Origin of the sequence: Streptomyces sp. NPDC006430 (assembly GCF_040612395.1) — a bacterium.
Classification (GTDB): domain Bacteria; phylum Actinomycetota; class Actinomycetes; order Streptomycetales; family Streptomycetaceae; genus Streptomyces.
Genome location: NZ_JBEXQA010000025.1, coordinates 25,875 through 44,813, shown reverse-complemented (window position 1 = coordinate 44,813; position 18,939 = coordinate 25,875). Strand labels below are relative to the sequence as shown.

14 protein-coding genes and 1 tRNA gene are annotated in these 18,939 nt (G+C 68.1%); 2 read left to right on the top strand and 13 right to left on the bottom strand.

The features are described from left to right. Nucleotides 1-230: 230 nt before the first annotated feature. The 9 genes from ABZZ20_RS27810 to ABZZ20_RS27770 all read right to left on the bottom strand — a co-directional run bounded on the left by ABZZ20_RS27810 (nt 231) and on the right by ABZZ20_RS27770 (nt 12,698). The gene (locus tag ABZZ20_RS27810) at nt 231-4,130 is read right to left on the bottom strand and encodes a DNA-directed RNA polymerase subunit beta' (RefSeq protein WP_356874171.1); all 3,900 of its coding nucleotides are present in this window, start codon (nt 4,128-4,130) and stop codon (nt 231-233) included. Nucleotides 4,131-4,227: 97 nt separating this feature from the next. Next, nucleotides 4,228-7,710: a DNA-directed RNA polymerase subunit beta gene (rpoB, locus tag ABZZ20_RS27805; RefSeq protein ID WP_356874170.1), complete on the bottom strand. Its 3,483-nt coding sequence runs from the start codon at nt 7,708-7,710 to the stop codon at nt 4,228-4,230. A gap of 583 nt (nt 7,711-8,293) precedes the next feature. Continuing rightward, nucleotides 8,294-8,677: a 50S ribosomal protein L7/L12 gene (gene rplL / locus ABZZ20_RS27800; RefSeq protein ID WP_356874168.1), complete on the bottom strand. Its 384-nt coding sequence runs from the start codon at nt 8,675-8,677 to the stop codon at nt 8,294-8,296. 110 nt (nt 8,678-8,787) lie between these two features. Then, nucleotides 8,788-9,318 carry a 50S ribosomal protein L10 gene (gene rplJ, locus ABZZ20_RS27795; RefSeq protein ID WP_356874166.1) on the bottom strand — a complete coding sequence of 177 codons (531 nt, stop codon included), beginning with the start codon at nt 9,316-9,318 and terminating at the stop codon, nt 8,788-8,790. Nucleotides 9,319-9,843: 525 nt separating this feature from the next. Continuing rightward, nucleotides 9,844-10,572 carry a 50S ribosomal protein L1 gene (gene rplA, locus ABZZ20_RS27790; protein WP_356874164.1) on the bottom strand — a complete coding sequence of 243 codons (729 nt, stop codon included), beginning with the start codon at nt 10,570-10,572 and terminating at the stop codon, nt 9,844-9,846. Between the two features lie 89 nt (nt 10,573-10,661). Beyond that, the gene (rplK, locus tag ABZZ20_RS27785) at nt 10,662-11,096 is read right to left on the bottom strand and encodes a 50S ribosomal protein L11 (protein ID WP_356874162.1); all 435 of its coding nucleotides are present in this window, start codon (nt 11,094-11,096) and stop codon (nt 10,662-10,664) included. A 164-nt stretch (nt 11,097-11,260) separates the two neighbouring features. Then, nucleotides 11,261-12,154 carry a transcription termination/antitermination protein NusG gene (gene nusG / locus ABZZ20_RS27780; protein WP_356874160.1) on the bottom strand — a complete coding sequence of 298 codons (894 nt, stop codon included), beginning with the start codon at nt 12,152-12,154 and terminating at the stop codon, nt 11,261-11,263. Between the two features lie 84 nt (nt 12,155-12,238). After that, a complete protein-coding gene (secE, locus tag ABZZ20_RS27775; protein ID WP_030298162.1) occupies nt 12,239-12,520 on the bottom strand; it encodes a preprotein translocase subunit SecE in 282 nt (93 codons plus the stop codon). A 105-nt stretch (nt 12,521-12,625) separates the two neighbouring features. Then, nucleotides 12,626-12,698, bottom strand: a tRNA-Trp gene (locus tag ABZZ20_RS27770). 192 nt (nt 12,699-12,890) lie between these two features. On the opposite strand from ABZZ20_RS27770, the gene ABZZ20_RS27765 reads away from it, so the two are divergent. Together ABZZ20_RS27765 and ABZZ20_RS27760 are read left to right on the top strand one after the other, a co-directional pair. After that, nucleotides 12,891-14,117, top strand: coding sequence for a pyridoxal phosphate-dependent aminotransferase (locus ABZZ20_RS27765; RefSeq protein ID WP_356874158.1), 1,227 nt, complete (start codon nt 12,891-12,893; stop codon nt 14,115-14,117). A 236-nt stretch (nt 14,118-14,353) separates the two neighbouring features. Beyond that, a complete protein-coding gene (locus ABZZ20_RS27760) occupies nt 14,354-15,373 on the top strand; it encodes an adenosine deaminase (RefSeq protein ID WP_356874156.1) in 1,020 nt (339 codons plus the stop codon). A gap of 15 nt (nt 15,374-15,388) precedes the next feature. Here ABZZ20_RS27760 and ABZZ20_RS27755 read toward each other — a convergent pair whose 3' ends face one another. From ABZZ20_RS27755 to ABZZ20_RS27740, 4 genes are read right to left on the bottom strand one after another with little or no spacing between them, the layout of a single operon-like run. After that, complete coding sequence (locus ABZZ20_RS27755; RefSeq protein ID WP_356874154.1) at nt 15,389-15,805, bottom strand: hypothetical protein; 417 nt, start codon at nt 15,803-15,805, stop codon at nt 15,389-15,391. A 15-nt stretch (nt 15,806-15,820) separates the two neighbouring features. Further along, on the bottom strand, nt 15,821-16,936 hold the full coding sequence (locus ABZZ20_RS27750; protein WP_356874152.1) for a UDP-N-acetylmuramate dehydrogenase: 1,116 nt from the start codon (nt 16,934-16,936) through the stop codon (nt 15,821-15,823). Then, nucleotides 16,933-17,337 carry a DUF3291 domain-containing protein gene (locus tag ABZZ20_RS27745; RefSeq protein WP_356874150.1) on the bottom strand — a complete coding sequence of 135 codons (405 nt, stop codon included), beginning with the start codon at nt 17,335-17,337 and terminating at the stop codon, nt 16,933-16,935. The genes ABZZ20_RS27750 and ABZZ20_RS27745 overlap by 4 nt, the downstream gene beginning before the upstream one ends. A 50-nt stretch (nt 17,338-17,387) precedes the next feature. Continuing rightward, nucleotides 17,388-18,869: a DHA2 family efflux MFS transporter permease subunit gene (locus tag ABZZ20_RS27740; RefSeq protein ID WP_356874148.1), complete on the bottom strand. Its 1,482-nt coding sequence runs from the start codon at nt 18,867-18,869 to the stop codon at nt 17,388-17,390. Nucleotides 18,870-18,939: the final 70 nt, after the last annotated feature.

The following is an 18,939-nucleotide window of genomic DNA, read 5'->3' as shown; positions in this document are numbered from 1 at the left end:
TGCAGCTCATCGAACAGTCCCGGCCCACCACGGCCTGACAGGAGCGGGGCCCGGAGCCACCGCCTGGTGACCGGCCTGCGCGGCCGCCTGCTGACTGGACACCCGCACCCCCGCACCCGCCTGCACCACCTCCGCCCGTACCTGTAGTGGCGGTGGTGGCGGCGCCCGGAAACGCCGCAGGGCGGCCACCCTTTCGGGTGACCGCCCTGCGGTTACTGCTCTGGTCCGACTCAGCCGTTGTACGGGCCGTAGTCGTAGTCCTCCAGCGGGACAGCCTGGCCGGAGCCGGTGCCGAAGGGCGAGTAGTCGATGTCGTCGTAGCCGACGGCCGAGTACATCGCTGCCTTCGCCTCCTCGGTGGGCTCGACCCGGATGTTGCGGTAGCGGGCGAGGCCCGTACCGGCCGGGATGAGCTTACCGATGATGACGTTCTCCTTGAGGCCGATGAGGCTGTCGGACTTGGCGTTGATCGCCGCATCCGTCAGGACTCGGGTCGTCTCCTGGAAGGAGGCGGCCGACAGCCAGGATTCCGTCGCCAGCGAGGCCTTGGTGATACCCATCAGCTGCGGACGGCCGGAGGCGGGGTGACCGCCCTCGGTGACCACACGACGGTTCTCGGTCTCGAACTTCGAGCGCTCGACGAGCTCGCCCGGCAGGAGCTCCGCGTCGCCGGACTCGATGATCGTCACGCGGCGCAGCATCTGCCGGATGATGATCTCGATGTGCTTGTCGTGGATCGACACGCCCTGCGAGTTGTAGACCTTCTGGACTTCGCCGACCAGGTGGACCTGGACCGCACGCTGACCGAGGATGCGCAGCACGTCGTGCGGGTTGGTGGCACCCGCGGTGAGCTTCTGGCCCACCTCGACGTGGTCACCCTCGTGCACGATGACCTTGGCGCGCTTCGAGATCGGGAAGGCGGTCTCGTCGCTGCCGTCGTCCGGCGTGATGACGATCTTCTTCGTCTTCTCGGTCTCCTCGATCCGCACGCGACCGGCGGCCTCGGAGATCGGGGCGACACCCTTCGGGGTACGGGCCTCGAAGAGCTCGACGACACGCGGCAGACCCTGCGTGATGTCGTCACCGGCCACACCACCGGTGTGGAAGGTACGCATCGTCAGCTGGGTACCGGGCTCACCGATGGACTGGGCGGCGATGATGCCGACCGCCTCACCGATGTCGACCAGCTTGCCGGTGGCGAGCGAGCGTCCGTAGCAGAAGGCACAGGTGCCGACCGCGGACTCACAGGTCAGGACCGAGCGGGTCTTGACCTCCTCGACGCCGTTGGCGACCAGGGCGTCGATCAGGACGTCACCGAGGTCGACGTTGGCCGGCGCGATGACCTTGCCGTCGATGACGACGTCCTCGGCCAGCATGCGGGCGTACACCGAGGTCTCGACGTCGTCGGCCTTGCGCAGCACGCCGTCCTCGCCGCGAACGGCGATCTTCAGCTTCAGACCGCGCTCGGTGCCACAGTCCTCCTCGCGGATGATCACGTCCTGCGAGACGTCCACCAGACGACGGGTCAGGTAGCCCGAGTCGGCGGTACGCAGGGCGGTGTCCGCCAGACCCTTACGGGCACCGTGCGTGGAGATGAAGTACTCCAGAACGGTGAGGCCCTCACGGAAGGACGCCTTGATCGGACGCGGGATGGTCTCGTTCTTCGCGTTCGACACCAGACCACGCATACCGGCGATCTGTCGCATCTGCATCATGTTTCCTCGGGCACCCGAGTCAACCATCATGAAGATGGGGTTCGTCTTGGGGAAGTTCGCGTTCATCGCCTCGGCAACCTCGTTGGTCGCCTTGGTCCAGATCGCGATGAGCTCCTGCGTGCGCTCGTCCTTGGTGATCAGACCGCGCTCGTACTGCTTCTGGACCTTCTCGTCCATCGCCTCGTAGCCCGCGACGATGGCCTTCTTGGCCTCGGGCACGACGACGTCGGAGATGGCCACGGTGACGCCCGAACGGGTCGCCCAGTGGAAGCCGGCCGCCTTCAGGTTGTCGAGCGTCGCCGCCACGATGACCTTGGGGTAGCGCTCCGCCAGGTCGTTGACGATCTCGGAGAGCTGCTTCTTGCCCACCGAGTAGTCGACGAACGGGTAGTCCTCGGGCAGCAGCTCGTTGAAGAGCGCACGGCCCAGGGAGGTCTTCAGACGGAAGCTGTCGCCCGGCTGGAACTCCTGCTCGCCCTCTTCGGCGACCGGCGGCACCCAGCCGCGCGGCGGGATGGTGCCCACCGGGAAGCGGATGTCGACGGACGACTGCAGCGCGAGCTCACCGGCGTCGAACGCCATGATCGCCTCGGCCGTGGAGCCGAACGCGCGGCCCTCGCCCTTGGTGTCACGGAGCTCACCGTCGGTGGTCAGGAAGAACAGACCGAGGACCATGTCCTGGGTCGGCATCGTGACCGGACGACCGTCGGCCGGCTTGAGGATGTTGTTCGAGGACAGCATCAGGATGCGGGCCTCGGCCTGCGCCTCCGCGGAGAGCGGCAGGTGCACGGCCATCTGGTCACCGTCGAAGTCCGCGTTGAACGCGGTGCAGACGAGCGGGTGGATCTGGATGGCCTTGCCTTCGACCAGCTGGGGCTCGAAGGCCTGGATGCCGAGGCGGTGCAGCGTGGGCGCACGGTTCAGCAGCACCGGGTGCTCGGCGATGACCTCTTCGAGCACGTCGTAGACGACCGTGCGGCCGCGCTCGACCATGCGCTTCGCCGACTTGATGTTCTGCGCGTGGTTCAGGTCGACCAGGCGCTTCATCACGAACGGCTTGAAGAGCTCCAGCGCCATGGCCTTGGGCAGACCACACTGGTGCAGCTTCAGCTGCGGACCGACGACGATCACGGAACGCGCGGAGTAGTCCACGCGCTTGCCGAGAAGGTTCTGACGGAATCGACCCTGCTTGCCCTTCAGCATGTCGCTGAGGGACTTCAGCGGACGGTTGCCGGGGCCCGTGACCGGGCGACCGCGACGGCCGTTGTCGAAGAGGGCGTCGACCGCCTCCTGAAGCATGCGCTTCTCGTTGTTCACGATGATCTCGGGGGCACCGAGGTCAAGGAGTCGCTTCAGACGGTTGTTGCGGTTGATCACGCGGCGGTACAGGTCGTTCAGGTCGGAGGTCGCGAAGCGGCCACCGTCCAGCTGCACCATCGGACGCAGGTCCGGCGGGATCACCGGGACGCAGTCCAGAACCATGCCCTTGGGCTTGTTGCTGGTCTGCAGGAACGCGGAGACGACCTTGAGGCGCTTGAGCGCACGGGTCTTCTTCTGGCCCTTGCCGGTACGGATGATCTCGCGGAGGCGCTCGGCCTCCTCTTCGAGGTCGAAGGACTCCAGGCGCTTCTGCAGCGCGGCGGCGCCCATGCAGCCGTCGAAGTACGTGCCGAAGCGGTCGCGCAGCTCGCGGTAGAGCAGCTCGTCGCCTTCGAGGTCCTGGACCTTGAGGTTCTTGAAGCGGGTCCACACCTCGTCGAGGCGGTCGATCTCGCGCTGGGCGCGGTCACGGAGCTGCTTCATCTCGCGCTCGGCGCCTTCGCGCACCTTGCGGCGCACGTCGGCCTTGGCGCCCTCGGCCTCAAGCTCGGCGAGGTCGGTCTCAAGCTTCTTGGCACGGCCTTCGAGGTCCGCGTCACGGCGGTTCTCGATCTGCTGGCGCTCGACGGAGACGTGGGCCTCCAGCGACGGGAGGTCGCGGGTGCGGCGCTCGTCGTCCACGAACGTGATCATGTACGCGGCGAAGTAGATGACCTTTTCGAGGTCCTTCGGCGCGAGGTCCAGCAGGTAGCCCAGGCGCGACGGGACGCCCTTGAAGTACCAGATGTGGGTGACGGGAGCGGCGAGCTCGATGTGGCCCATCCGCTCACGGCGCACCTTGGCGCGCGTGACTTCGACGCCACAGCGCTCACAGATGATGCCCTTGAAGCGGACACGCTTGTACTTGCCGCAGTAGCACTCCCAGTCCCGGGTAGGACCGAAGATCTTCTCGCAGAAGAGTCCGTCCTTCTCGGGCTTGAGGGTGCGGTAGTTGATGGTCTCCGGCTTCTTGACCTCGCCGTGCGACCAGGTTCGGATGTCGTCCGCGGTGGCAAGGCCGATCCGCAGCTCGTCGAAGAAGTTGACGTCGAGCACTGTGCGTCAATCCCTCTTTCGGGGTCGAGTCTCAATCATGGTCTGAACGGTCCCGGGGATGACGGGGGGCTCTTGAGCGAGCCCCCCGTCAGGCCCGTCAGACCTCTTCGACGCTGCTCGGCTCACGCCGGGACAGGTCGATACCGAGCTCCTCCGCCGCGCGGAAGACGTCCTCGTCGGTGTCGCGCATCTCGATGGACATGCCGTCCGAGGACAGCACCTCCACGTTGAGGCAGAGCGACTGCATTTCCTTGATGAGCACCTTGAAGGACTCGGGAATGCCCGGCTCGGGGATGTTCTCGCCCTTGACGATGGCCTCGTAGACCTTCACGCGGCCGGTGACGTCGTCGGACTTGATGGTCAGCAGCTCCTGGAGGGCGTAAGCGGCGCCGTAAGCCTCCAGCGCCCACACCTCCATCTCACCGAAGCGCTGGCCACCGAACTGCGCCTTACCACCCAGCGGCTGCTGCGTGATCATCGAGTAGGGACCGGTCGACCGCGCGTGGAGCTTGTCGTCGACCAGGTGGTGGAGCTTGAGGATGTACATGTACCCGATCGAGATCGGGTCCGGGAACGGCTCGCCGGAGCGGCCGTCGAACAGGCGCGCCTTACCGGACGGGAGGACCAGCCGGTCGCCGTCGCGGTTCGGGATGGTGTGCTCGAACAGGCCGGCGAGCTCGTCCTCGCGGGCACCGTCGAACACGGGGGTGGCGACGTTGGTGCCGGGCTCGACGCGGTCGGCGCCGATGGCCTTCAGTCGCTCGGCCCACTCCTCGCCGAGGCCGGAGACGTCCCAGCCGCGGCTGGCGAGCCAGCCGAGGTGGATCTCCAGGACCTGTCCCGGGTTCATTCGGGACGGGACACCCAGCGGGTTCAGGATGATGTCGACCGGCGTGCCGTCCTCAAGGAAGGGCATGTCCTCGATCGGAAGGATCTTGGAGATGACACCCTTGTTGCCGTGGCGGCCGGCGAGCTTGTCACCGTCGGTGATCTTGCGCTTCTGGGCGACGTAGACGCGGACCAGCTGGTTCACGCCCGGAGGAAGCTCGTCGCCCTCCTCGCGGTCGAAGACGCGGACACCGATGACCTTGCCGATCTCACCGTGAGGCACCTTGAGCGAGGTGTCACGCACCTCGCGGGCCTTCTCACCGAAGATGGCACGGAGCAGGCGCTCCTCCGGGGTCAGCTCGGTCTCACCCTTGGGCGTGACCTTGCCGACCAGGATGTCGCCGGCGACGACGTCCGCACCGATGCGGATGATGCCGCGCTCGTCGAGGTCGGCGAGGACCTCTTCGGAGACGTTCGGGATGTCCCGGGTGATCTCCTCGGGGCCCAGCTTGGTGTCACGGGCGTCGACCTCGTGCTCCTCGATGTGGATCGAGGAGAGGACGTCGTCCTGCACGAGGCGCTGCGACAGGATGATCGCGTCCTCGTAGTTGTGACCTTCCCACGGCATGAACGCGACGAGCAGGTTCTTGCCGAGGGCCATCTCGCCCTCTTCGGTCGCCGGTCCGTCGGCGAGGACCTGGGACTCGACGATCCGGTCACCCTCGTTGACGATGACCTTCTGGTTGACCGAGGTGCCCTGGTTCGAGCGGGAGAACTTGGCGACGCGGTACGTGGTGTACGTGCCGTCGTCGTTCGCGACGGTGATGTAGTCGGCCGAGACCTCCTGGACCACACCGTCCTTCTCCGCACGGATCGAGTCGCCGGCGTCGACCGCACAGCGGTACTCCATGCCGGTGCCGACGAGCGGGGCCTCCGCCTTGATGAGCGGAACGGCCTGGCGCATCATGTTCGCGCCCATGAGGGCGCGGTTGGCGTCGTCGTGCTCCAGGAAGGGGATCATCGCGGTCGCGACGGACACCATCTGGCGCGGGGAGACGTCCATGTAGTCGACGTCGTCGCCGGCGATGTAGTCGATCTCGCCACCACGGCGGCGGACGAGGACGCGGTTCTCGGTGAAGCGCATCTCGTCGTTCAGCGCGGCGTTCGCCTGGGCGATGACGAAGCGGTCTTCCTCGTCGGCCGTCAGGTAGTCGACCTCGTCGGTGACGACGCCCTCGACGACCTTGCGGTACGGGGTCTCGACGAAACCGAACGCGTTGACGCGGCCGTAGGAGGCGAGCGAGCCGATCAGACCGATGTTCGGGCCTTCAGGGGTCTCGATCGGGCACATGCGGCCGTAGTGCGACGGGTGGACGTCACGGACCTCGAAGCCGGCCCGCTCACGGGACAGACCACCGGGACCCAGAGCCGAGAGACGACGCTTGTGCGTCAGACCCGACAGCGGGTTGTTCTGGTCCATGAACTGCGACAGCTGGCTGGTGCCGAAGAACTCCTTGATGGAGGCGACGACCGGCCGGATGTTGATCAGGGTCTGCGGCGTGATCGCCTCGACGTCCTGCGTGGTCATGCGCTCGCGCACGACGCGCTCCATACGAGCCAGACCCGTGCGGACCTGGTTCTGGATGAGCTCGCCGACGTTGCGCAGACGACGGTTGCCGAAGTGGTCGATGTCGTCGGTCTCGACGACGATCGAACGACCCGACTCACCAGTGGTCTCGGTCTCGCCCGCGTGGAGCTTCACGAGGTACTTGATCGTCGCGATGATGTCGTCGGTGGTGAGCACACCGGCGTCCAGCGGCTCGTCGGCGCCGAGCTTCTTGTTCACCTTGTAGCGGCCGACCTTGGCGAGGTCGTAGCGCTTCGGGTTGAAGTAGAGGTTCTCGAGCAGCGTCTGAGCGGCCTCGCGGGTCGGCGGCTCGCCCGGGCGCAGCTTGCGGTAGATGTCGAGCAGCGCGTCGTCCTGGCCCTGGGTGTGGTCCTTCTCCAGGGTGGCGCGCATGGACTCGTACTCGCCGAACTCCTCGAGGATCTGCTCGGTGGTCCAGCCGAGAGCCTTCAGGAGGACGGTGACGGACTGCTTGCGCTTGCGGTCGATGCGGACGCCGACCATGTCGCGCTTGTCGACCTCCATCTCCAGCCAGGCACCCCGGGACGGGATGATCTTGGCGGAGAAGATGTCCTTGTCGGACGTCTTGTCGATGGAGGAGTCGAAGTAGACACCGGGGGAACGGACGAGCTGCGACACCACGACACGCTCGGTGCCGTTGATGACGAAGGTGCCCTTGTTGGTCATGAGCGGGAAGTCGCCCATGAAGACCGTCTGAGACTTGATCTCACCGGTCTCGTTGTTCGTGAACTCGGCGGTAACGAAGAGCGGCGCCGCGTACGTGAAGTCGCGCTCCTTGCACTCGTCGACCGAATTCTTCGCCGGCTCGAAGCGGTGGTCGCGGAAGGTCAGCGACATCGACCCGGAGAAGTCCTCGATCGGCGAGATCTCCTCGAAGATCTCTTCCAGACCGGACTTGGTGGGGACGTCCTGTCCACTCTCGAGCGCCGACTCGACGCGAGACTTCCACGCGGCATTGCCGAGCAGCCAGTCAAAGCTTTCGGTCTGCAGCGCCAGGAGGTTCGGAACCTCGAGGGGCTCCTTGATCTTTGCAAAGGAGATGCGCAGCGGGGCGGTGCTGGCACCGATGTTCGTATTGGTCGAGGCGTTGCGCGAGGCGGCCAAGAGGGGGTCCTTCCGAGGGCTCGGACTCACTACGCGCGTACCGGTCCCAGCCGACACAGAAGACAGGCCCCCCAATCCGGCCGAAAGGCCAGGTCAGGGCGTATCAATCAAGTGTGCTCGAGCGTGGGCATGCCCCTGGCGACGGGCAGAGGGCAGCTAACAGGCAGCGCAAAGGGTCAGTGTAGCCACTCGGCTCACTGATGTCCAGACCAGGTTTCCGGAAACCGGCAACAGGCCTTCCCTATGTCGCTCAACACTGCATCCAACGCTGCGGCTCTCGTACACAGAGCGCGTATCAGTACTGCCCTCTTCGTAGTCGATCCATGCCTCGGATCTCCGATCCGTACCCGGATCTCGGATCGAGCGGGTCGATCTCACAACGGGTCTGAGAATTGCGCGCCGCGTGCCGTTCGTCAAGGCCCCCTGCTCCGTGCGGATCAGCTCCGGGCCCGGCCGCGGGGCAACGATGATCACCCTACTCCCCAACGAGACCAGGGCAAGTCAGGCACTACGGGTACGCCAAAGGGCGACCACCCTTACGGGTGATCGCCCTTGGTTGGGGCCTCAGGAAGCCCCAGAGGTGTTACTTGACCTCGACGGCCGCACCGGCGCCCTTGAGGGCCTCGGCGGCCTTCTCGGCGGCGTCCTTGGCAACCTTCTCGAGGACGGGCTTCGGGGCGCCGTCAACGAGGTCCTTGGCCTCCTTCAGACCCAGGGAGGTCAGCTCGCGCACGACCTTGATGACCTGGATCTTCTTGTCGCCGGCACCGGTGAGGATGACGTCGAACTCGTCCTTCTCCTCCTCGGCCTCGGCAACCGGGCCCACGCCGGTCGGACCGGCAACGGCGACGGCCGCGGCGGCGGTGACGTCGAACTTGTCCTCGAAGGCCTTCACGAACTCGGAGAGCTCGATGAGGGTCATCTCCTCGAACTGGGCGAGGAGGTCGTCCTGAGAGAGCTTCGCCATGATGGGCGATCCTTCCACTAAATCGGCAGGTGCCGGATGTATATAGAGGCGGGCGTAACGGCCCGCTACGACCCACGCACTAGGCGGCGTGGATCAGTGCGCGAGCCGAATTACTCGGCACCGCCCTGCTCGGCGAGCTTGACGCGAAGCGCTTCCGCAGTGCGGACGAACTTCGACGGCAGCGCCTGGAAGAGCGAGGCAGCCTGGGACTGCTTGCCCTTGAACGCGCCGGCCAGCTTGCTGAGCAGAACCTCGCGGGACTCGAGGTCCGCAAGCTTCTTGATCTCGTCGGCGGTGAGCGCCTTACCATCAAGGACACCCGCCTTGATGACGAGGTTGGGGTTCTCCTTGGCGAAGTCACGCAGGCTCTTCGCCGACTCCACCGGGTCACCGGTGATGAAGGCGACCGCGGTCGGACCAGCGAAGTGCTCGTCCAGCGCGGTGATCCCGGCCTGGTTGGCCGCAATCTTGGTCAGCGTGTTCTTCACCACGGCGTACTGGGCGTTCTCACCGAGGGAACGACGCAGCGTCTTGAGCTGCGCGACGGTGAGACCCCGGTACTCGGTCAGCACGGCGGCGTTCGAGCTCTGGAACGCGTCCGTGAGCTCGGCTACCGCGGCAGCCTTGTTGGGCGTCGGCATAGTGCGTCGGCCTCCTTCCGGGTGATGAGGACCGCTCAGAAGGGGCTGACATGCAAAACGCCCCGGCGCAGGCGCCAGGGCGTAGCTCAACCGGAACGGAATTCCGGGAACTTTCCTCAGTCACCTGCGCAGGACGCCCGCAGCTAGCGGATCCTTCGGCCACTGAACCCTTGCGGGCACAGCAACGACCAGCGGTCTTTGGCTTCTGGGGAAGACTACGTGACCCGGCACCGGTCAGGCAAATCGGTCAGTGGCCGAGCCCCTGCGGCCCTCAGGCCTCAGGTGGAACCGTCCTCAGGCGGCACCCTCGCCCGCGTCCTTCGGTCTCCTCGCCGATCAGCTTGAGGTCCTTCGCCTGGAGCAGCTCGTTCGCCTGTCCCGCGGGTAGCCGCAAGTCCGCGCGATTTCTACGCCGCCGCAGCGCACGCATGGCGCCGAGAACGGGAAACGGGCCCCCCGCCACCCTGTGAAGGGGGCGAGGGGCCCGTTCAGCCACTCGGTTGAGCCGTGGGCTCAGCGTGGGGCTCAGACAGCAGCCGGGTCTTCCTCGACGAGGAGGTTGCGGGTGCGGTTCGAGTCCAGCTGGATGCCGGGGCCCATCGTGGTGCTCAGGGCGGCCTTCTTGATGTAGCGACCCTTGGCGGCGGACGGCTTCAGACGGAGGATCTCCTCCAGCGCCGCGCCGTAGTTCTCGACCAGCTGCTCGTCGGTGAAGGACACCTTGCCGACGATGAAGTGCAGGTTCGAGTGCTTGTCGACGCGGAACTCGATCTTGCCGCCCTTGATCTCGGTGACGGCCTTCGCCACGTCCATCGTGACGGTGCCCGTCTTCGGGTTCGGCATGAGGCCACGGGGACCGAGCACGCGGCCGAGGCGGCCGACCTTGCCCATGAGGTCCGGGGTGGCGACAACCGCGTCGAACTCGTTGAGGCGGTTGCCCTTGGCGATCTCGTTGATCAGCTCGTCGTCGCCGACGATGTCGGCGCCGGCGGCTTCCGCGGCCGCAGCACGGTCACCGGTCGCGAAGACCAGGACCCGGGCGGTCTTACCGGTGCCGTGCGGGAGGTTCACGGTGCCGCGGACCATCTGGTCGGCCTTGCGCGGGTCGACACCCAGGCGGAAGGCAACCTCGACGGTGGCGTCGAACTTGGTGGTGGAGGTCTCCTTGGCGAGACGGACGGCCTCGAGCGGGGCGTACAGCTTCTCCCGGTCGACCTTGGCGTCCGCAGCGCGGAGAGTCTTGCTGCGCTTCACTTCTGCTCCTGTGTTTTGGCTTCAGGCGTGGAGTCGTGGTGCGGACCAGCGCTTGGCCCTACCACTGGTGGTGCTGGGGGTGGGCTGGATCAGCCTTCGACCGTGATGCCCATCGAGCGCGCGGTGCCAGAGATGATCTTCATGGCGGCGTCGACGTCGTTGGCGTTGAGGTCGGGCATCTTCAGCTCGGCGATCTCGCGGACCTGGGCAGCCGTCAGCTTGGCGACCTTGGTCTTGTGCGGCTCGCCGGAGCCCTTCTCCACGCCCGCGTGCTTCAGGATGAGGCGCGCGGCCGGCGGAGTCTTGGTGATGAAGGTGAAGGTGCGGTCCTCGTAGACCGTGATCTCCACCGGCACGACCATGCCACGCTGCGACTCGGTCGCGGCGTTGTAGGCCTTGCAGAACTCCATGATGTTGACGCCGTGCTGACCGAGCGCGGGGCCGACCGGCGGAGCCGGGTTGGCCGCACCGGCCTTGATCTGGAGCTTGATAAGCCCCGTGACCTTCTTCTTCTTGGGAGGCATTGCTCTCTCCGGGTCCTAGTGAGAGTTTTCGCCGCCAATCCGGTCATCCGGATGGAGGCATACCGCACCACGATAACGGGTATCGGAGCGGGGCTAAAAACCGAGCAGGTCAGACCGCCCTTCAGGGGGCGGTCTGACCTGTCCGGAAGCTTTGACTCAGAAGATCAGTTCTTCTGGATCTGGTCGAAGCTGAGCTCGACCGGAGTCTCGCGACCGAAGATCTCGACGAGGCCCTTGACCTTCTTGGAGTCGGGGTTGATCTCGTTGATCGTCGCCTGCAGCGTCGCGAACGGGCCGTCGGTGACGGTGACCGAGTCGCCGACCTCGAAGTCCAGGACCTCGATGGTGCGCTTGACGGCGGGCGCGGGCAGGCCGGCCTCTTCCGCGGCGGCCTTGGCGGCCTTCTCCTGCGCCTCCGGCGCGAGCATCTTGACGATCTCGTCCAGGGTCAGCGGGTACGGGTCGTACGCGTTGCCGACGAAGCCGGTGACACCGGGGGTGTTGCGGACGACGCCCCAGGACTCGTTCGTCAGATCCATGCGGACGAGAACGTAACCGGGCAGCTTGTTCTGCCGGACGTTCTTGCGCTCGCCGTTCTTGATCTGGACGATCTCTTCCTCGGGCACCTCTGCCTGGTAGATGAAGTCCTCGACGTTCAGCGAGACGGCGCGCTGCTCCAGGTTGGCCTTCACGCGCTTCTCGTAGCCCGCGTAGGTGTGGATGACGTACCACTCACCGGGAAGGAGGCGCAGCTCGTCGCGCAGGGCCTGGATGGGGTCGACGGGCTCGGCGGGCTCGACCTCGGCGGCCTCTTCGGCCTCCTCGTCGGCGTCGGCGGCCTCGGCGTCGTCGGCCTCGGCCTCGGCGTCGTCGGCCTCGGCGTCGACCTCGACCTCGTCCTCGACGTGCAGCGCGGCGTCCTCGGCGGCGACACCCGCCTCAGCGTCGGCGTGCTCGGCCTCGTCGGGGTCCACAGCGTCTGCCGCCTCGACGATGTCGAGCTCGTCCTCGACGGACTCGACGGAGTCGTGGCTCGCGTTCAGGTTCGGGTCAGACACGGTGGCTGCTTCTTCCTGGATACAAAAGGTGGTGGAACATGCGAAAACGGGCGGCACCCATCAAGGCGCCGCCCTCCGCGGGGATCAGCCGAAGACGAACTTGATGGCTTCCTGGAACCCATAGTCAATCACGGTCACCAGACCGATCATGATGACGACGAAGACAATCACCACGGTGGTGTACGTCGTGAGCTGGTTACGGGTGGGCCAGACGACCTTGCGGAGCTCCGCGACGATCTGGCGGTAGAACAGCGCGAGCCGGCCCAGAGGACCCTTCTTCCCGCGCTTGCCGCCCTTGCGGGCCTTCTTCTCGCGGGTGTCGTCCTCGGCGTCAGGCATGTCGATGGAGCCCAGGGCGTCCGTCACGTCTCTCACCTGAATCCGGGTCGTGGCCGTAGCCGCGCCCGGTTGCGCCGCACGGCGTTGCATCGAAGTACGTACCTGCGCACACATCCGAGAAGGAGTGTGGAGCAGGGCCGGAGGGACTCGAACCCCCAACCGCTGGTTTTGGAGACCAGTGCTCTACCAATTGAGCTACGACCCTTTGCGTCCCCCAACCTACCGCATCCAGGCGAGTGCACGGAGTGCTCGCGCTCTGGAGTGACCGGCGGGGTCCAACGACAGGTGAGTGTACGTGGTCCGGGCCCTGACGTCGAACAGAGCGCATTTTCGGCTGGTCCGTCCGATGACTGAAACGGTGTGCGGCGCCTCTGGGGCGTCTGGGACGATTGGCCGTATGACCTCTGCAACGCCTTCCTCCGAGCGCCGGGTGTCCGCCCGTATCGGCGCCATTTCCGAGTCCGCCACCCTCGCCGTGGACGCCAAGGCCAAGGCCCTCAAGGCCGCCGGACGCCCGGTGATCGGCTTCGGCGCGGGCGAGCCCGACTTCCCCACGCCGGACTACATCGTCGAAGCGGCGGTCGAGGCCTGCCGCAACCCGAAGTACCACCGCTACACGCCGGCCGGCGGGCTGCCCGAGCTGAAGGCGGCCATCGCCGCGAAGACGCTGCGCGACTCGGGCTACGAGGTCGACGCCTCGCAGGTCCTGGTGACCAACGGCGGCAAGCAGGCGATCTACGAGGCGTTCGCCGCCGTCCTGGACCCGGGTGACGAGGTCATCGTCCCGGCCCCGTACTGGACCACCTACCCCGAGTCGATCCGCCTCGCCGGCGGCGTCCCGGTCGAGGTCGTCGCCGACGAGACCACCGGCTACCGCGTGTCCGTCGAGCAGCTCGAAGCCGCCCGCACCGAGCGCACCAAGGTCGTCCTCTTCGTCTCCCCGTCGAACCCGACGGGCGCGGTCTACAGCGAGACCGACGCCCGCGCGATCGGCGAGTGGGCTGCCGAGCACGGCCTGTGGGTCCTGACGGACGAGATCTACGAGCACCTCGTCTACGGCGACGCGAAGTTCACCTCGCTGCCCGTACTGGTCCCGGCCCTGCGCGACAAGTGCATCGTCGTCAACGGCGTCGCCAAGACGTACGCGATGACCGGTTGGCGCGTGGGCTGGGTCATCGCCCCGCAGGACGTCATCAAGGCCGCGACGAACCTCCAGTCGCACGCCACCTCCAACGTCTCCAACGTGGCCCAGGTCGCCGCGCTGGCCGCCGTCTCGGGCGATCTGGACGCCGTCGCGGAGATGCGCAAGGCCTTCGACCGCCGCCGCCAGACGATGGTGAAGATGCTGAACGAGATCGACGGCGTCTTCTGCCCGACCCCCGAGGGCGCGTTCTACGCGTACCCCTCGGTCAAGGAGCTCCTCGGCAAGGAGATCCGCGGCAAGCGCCCGCAGACGTCCGTCGAGCTGGCCGCGCTGATCCTGGACGAGGCCGAGGTCGCGGTCGTCCCGGGCGAGGCCTTCGGCACCCCCGGCTACCTGCGCCTCTCGTACGCCCTGGGCGATGCGGACCTGGTCGAGGGCGTGTCCCGGATCCAGAAGCTCCTCGCGGAGGCCAAGGCCTGAGCAGCCGGCCCAACCGGCCCCGGAGCGGCGGCACCCCCGGAGGGTGCCGCCGCTCCGGCGTTCCGCGGTCCGCGAGCACACCCCGCCGGGGTCCGGGGCGGCAGCCCCCGGGGAACAGGGGAAGGGCGGGTGGGGGACGGCCCGCAGGCCTCCCCGAGGCCGTTCTCGCGTTCGGGCAAGACCCCGATCGGTAAAACCCCCTCCCGCGGAGCGCAGCGGTACGGCAGGATCACCGGATGGAGCACGTACGCGATCTCACGCTTCTGCCGAAAGCCCACCTCCACCTGCACTTCACCGGGTCGATGCGACCATCGACCCTCCTGGAGCTCGCCGACAAGTACGGCGTGCGCCTCCCCGATGCGCTGACCGCCGGCGAGCCGCCCAAGCTCCGCGCCACCGACGAGCGCGGTTGGTTCCGCTTCCAGCGGCTCTACGACGCCGCCCGCTCCTGCCTGCGCGAGCCCGAGGACATCCGGCGCCTCGTCCGCGAAGCGGCCGAGGAGGACGTCCGGGACGGTAGTGGCTGGCTGGAGATCCAGGTGGACCCCACCTCCTACGCCCCTCTCCTGGGCGGCCTGATCCCGGCCGTCGAGATCATCCTCGATGCCGTGGACGTCGCGTCCCGCGAGACCGGACTCGGCATGCGGGTGCTGATCGCCGCCAACCGCATGAAGCACCCCCTCGACGCCCGCACCCTCGCCCGCCTCGCCGTCCGCTACGCCGACCGCGGCATCGTCGGCTTCGGGCTCTCCAACGACGAGCGCCGTGGCATGGCCCGCGACTTCGACCGGGCCTTCGCCATCGCCCGCGAGGGCGGTCTGCTCGCGGCCCCGCACGGCGGCGAGCTCACCGGTCCCGCCTCCGTCCGGGACTGCCTGGACGATCTGCACGCCGCCCGGATCGGCCACGGCGTACGGGCCGCCGAGGACCCCCGGCTGCTCAAGCGGCTCGCCGACCGGCAGATCACCTGCGAGGTCTGCCCTGCGTCGAACGTCGCGCTCGGGGTCTACGAGCGGCCCGAGAACGTCCCGCTGCGCACCCTCTTCGAGGCCGGGGTGCCGATGGCGCTGGGCGCGGACGACCCGCTGCTGTTCGGGTCCCGGCTCGCGGCGCAGTACGAGATCGCCCGCCGCCACCACGCGTTCACCGATGCGGAGCTCGCCGAGCTGGCCCGGCAGTCGGTGCGCGGTTCGGCCGCGCCGGAGGACGTGCAGGAGAAGCTGCTGGCCGGGATCGACCACTGGCTGGCCCCGTAGCCGTCGGCCGGGGCGTCAGCGCGTGAGCCGCAGGTCGCCCTCCCAGCAGTCGGCCCGTACCCGGTCGCCGTCGGGGAAGCCGATCTCCAGCTGGATGCGCCCGGTCTCGGGCGCCGCGAACTCGGCCACGCTCGCCACCGTGTCGCCGAGGTGGCGCAGGAAGGGGTGGTCGCCGAGGTCCTCGCCGACCTCGATCCGGCCCCATTCCCCCATGTCGTACGGCTCGTGGGGCGGGGCGGACTCGACGATGAGGCACCAGTCGGACCCGGTGGTGATCCTGGTGGAGTCGCCCTCGCTGTCGATCAGCCAGACGTCGAGCGGCGCCTCCGAGCGCTCACCCTCGTAGACGTGCCAGGACGCAACGATCCTGCTGATCGTGCGTCCCACCAGGCGGGTGGGGTCCGTACCGGCCCCGTGCAGTGGACAGAGCATGGCGGCCGGGGCTCCTCAGATGCTGACGCCGACCGTCACCGGCTCGTTGACCAGGGTGACGCCGAAGGCCGCGTGGACGCCTGCGACGACCTCGCGGGCCAGGGCGAGGAGGTCCTCGGTGGTGGCCTCGCCGCGGTTGGTCAGCGCGAGGGTGTGCTTGGTGGAGATCCGCGCCGGACCGGTGCCGTAGCCCTTGGTGAACCCGGCCTTGTCGATCAGCCAGGCCGCGCTGGTCTTCGTACGGCCGTCGCCCGCGGGGTAGGCGGGCGGGGCGGTCTCGGGGCCGAACCGGTCCTGGACGCGGGCGAGGAAGGCGGCGTACGCCTCGTCGCTCAGGATCGGGTTGTGGAAGAAGGAGCCGGCGGACCAGGTGTCGTGGTCGGCGGGGTCGAGGACCATGCCCTTGCCGGCGCGCAGCCGCAGGACGGTCTCGCGGGCGGTGGCGGCGGGGACCCGGTCGCCGGCCTCGACGCCGAGGGCGCGGGCGGTCTCGGGGTACTTGATCGGCGCGGACAGCCCGCCCGCGTCCTCCAGGGCGAAGCGGACGCGCAGCACGACGTACCGCTCGGGCTGGTGCTTGAAGAGGCTGTTGCGGTACGAGAACGCGCACTCGGCGGCGGTCAGCGTGACCGTCTCGCGCCGGGTCCGGTCGTACGCGACGACCTCGGTGATGGTGTCGCAGACCTCCTGGCCGTACGCCCCGACGTTCTGGATCGGCGTCGCACCGGCGGAGCCGGGGATTCCGGCGAGGCACTCGATACCGGCGAGGCCGGCCTCGACGGTACGGGCGACGGCGTCGCTCCAGTTCTCGCCCGCGGCGAGCTCCAGGGTCGTGCCGTCGAGGACGAAGCCGGTGGTCGCGATGCGCAGGGCGGTGCCCTCGAAGCCGCGGTCGCCGATGACCAGGTTGCTGCCACCGCCGATGACGAGGAGCGGTGTGCCGCTCTCGTCCGCGGCGCGCACGGCCTCGACCACCTCGGCGTCGGTGGTCGCGGTGACCAGACGGGTGGCGGGGCCACCGAGGCGGAAGGTGGTCAGGGGGGCGAGGGGGGCGTCGTGGAGTTCCTGCACGTGGACAAGAGTACGGTCCGTACCCCTCGCATCCCTGCGGGGCCACGGACCGTACGTCACGAGCGGGATTCCCGTGCGGCGTCGGCCAGCCGACGCTCGGCTTCTGCCCAGGTGATCGGCAGCTCGGAGGCCGGGGCGCTCCAGAACGTGAAGGCCGATTCCCGCATGGAGGCGGCGGCGGCACGGGAACTGGAGCGGTGCGGCTCGCTGCGGGCGAACCGGTAGAGCGCGTCGCGGTCCTCCCAGGCGGAGAGGGTCAGGAAGGTCCGGCTGAGGACCCGGGCCCGGAGGGCGACGCCGTGGGCGCCGGGGGCCGAGCGGATCTGGCGGATGATGCCGGGCGACTTGAGGAAGAAGCGGAAGGCACCGACCAGGCTGTCGGTCTCGAACCGGGAGGCCATGATGTAGACCTCGGCACCGGGGGCGGGCACGGTGGGGGTGGACCAGGGGATGTCGGGCACGGCGTGCACTCCTTTGCGGCAGGGCGTACGGAGGACGGGGCTGCGCAGGTTCAGCTCGCGGCGGGAACCTTGTCCGGGGCCACGGCCACCCCGGCTCCGGCTCCGGCTGCGGCTGCGATCGGGGCGGGGGTCCGCAGCGCCCGCTTGCTGGGGACCAGGAGGGCGAAGGCCGCGGCCACGGCGACCGCGGCGGCGCCGATCCACAGCGCGGGCACGGTCCCGTCGGTGAAGGTCTGCGGGGATGCGTAGCCGCCCTGGGCCGAGAAGACGGAGGCCAGTACCGCGACACCGAGGGCGCCACCGACCTCGCGCAGCGCGTTGTTGGCGCCGGAGGCCTTGCCCTGGTCGGCGGGGGTCACCGTGGACATCAGGATGTTGGAGGCGGGGGCGAAGTACAGGGCCATGCCGACACCGCTGAGGATCAGGGCCGGGAGCTGGGCGGCGTACGAGACGTCCGTGCTCAGGATCGCGGCGAACCAGCCGAGGCCGAGGGCCTGGAGCGCGAGCCCGGTGGCGACGACGGGACGGCCGCCGATCCGGTCGGAGAGGATGCCCGCGATCGGGGCGACGATCATCGGCATGCCGGTCCAGGGGAGCATGCGCAGCCCGGCCTGGGTGGGCGTGTAGCCGGCGACGCCCTGGAGGAACTGGCTGAGCAGGAAGATCGAGCCGAACATTCCCAGGTACATCAGCAGGCTGGCCGCGTTGATCCCGAGGAATCCGCGGCCCAGGAAGAGCCGCATGGGGAGCATCGGGTTCGCGTGGCGGAAGCCGTGGTGGACGAACGCGCCGACGAGCGCGGTGCCGACGATCAGACCGGTGAGCACGGGGGCGCTGGTCCAGCCGTGCGCATTGGCGTTGACCAGGCCGTAGACGATGCCGAAGAGGCCGCCACTGATGAGGAGGGTGCCCGGAACGTCCAGCCGGGCGTTCGGGGCGGTGGACTCGGCCAGCTTCAGACGGGCGAGCGGGATCAGGGCCAGGCCGATCGGAACGTTCAGCCAGAAGATCCACTGCCAGGAGATGTGCTCCGTGAGGGTGCCCCCGATGAGCGGGCCGCTGGCGACGGCGAGGCCGCCGACGGCGCCGAAGATGCCGAGGGCCATGCCGCGGCGGGCCGGCGGGACTGCCGCGGTGAGCAGGGTGAGGGTGAGCGGCATCATGATCGCGGCGCCGACGCCCTGGACGGCGCGGGCGGCGATGAGCTCGTTGATGCCGGGCGAGAGGGCGGCCACGGCGGAGGCGCCGGTGAACACGGCCAGGCCGGACATGAAGAGCCTGCGCCGACCGAAGCGGTCCCCGAGGGCCGCGCCGAACATCAGGAGGACGGCGAAGGTGAGCGTGTACGCGTTCACCGTCCACTCCAGGTCCTCCAGCGCCCCGCCGAGGTCCTTGCGGATGGCGGGGAGGGCGGTGGTGACGACCAGGTTGTCGAGGGCCGCCATGAAACCGGCGACGGAGGTGAGGACCAGGGCCCAGACCGCCGGGGCGCGGAGCGCGGTGGCTCCGCGAGTGTCTCGGGTGTTCTCCATGCTGTTCACGACTCCCCTTGTTAGTTATTGCTGACTAACTTTCGCTGGCATGAAATTGCGGTTTGCGCGC

Coding starts and splice junctions, on each gene's coding strand:
- ABZZ20_RS27740 (WP_356874148.1), bottom strand. CDS start 18,869: ATGGAGAACACCCGAGACACTCGCGGAGCCACCGCGCTCCGCGCCCCG.
- ABZZ20_RS27760 (WP_356874156.1), top strand. CDS start 14,354: ATGGAGCACGTACGCGATCTCACGCTTCTGCCGAAAGCCCACCTCCAC.
- ABZZ20_RS27765 (WP_356874158.1), top strand. CDS start 12,891: ATGACCTCTGCAACGCCTTCCTCCGAGCGCCGGGTGTCCGCCCGTATC.
- rplL (WP_356874168.1), bottom strand. CDS start 8,677: ATGGCGAAGCTCTCTCAGGACGACCTCCTCGCCCAGTTCGAGGAGATG.
- rplJ (WP_356874166.1), bottom strand. CDS start 9,318: ATGCCGACGCCCAACAAGGCTGCCGCGGTAGCCGAGCTCACGGACGCG.
- rplK (WP_356874162.1), bottom strand. CDS start 11,096: ATGCCTCCCAAGAAGAAGAAGGTCACGGGGCTTATCAAGCTCCAGATC.
- ABZZ20_RS27755 (WP_356874154.1), bottom strand. CDS start 15,805: ATGCTCTGTCCACTGCACGGGGCCGGTACGGACCCCACCCGCCTGGTG.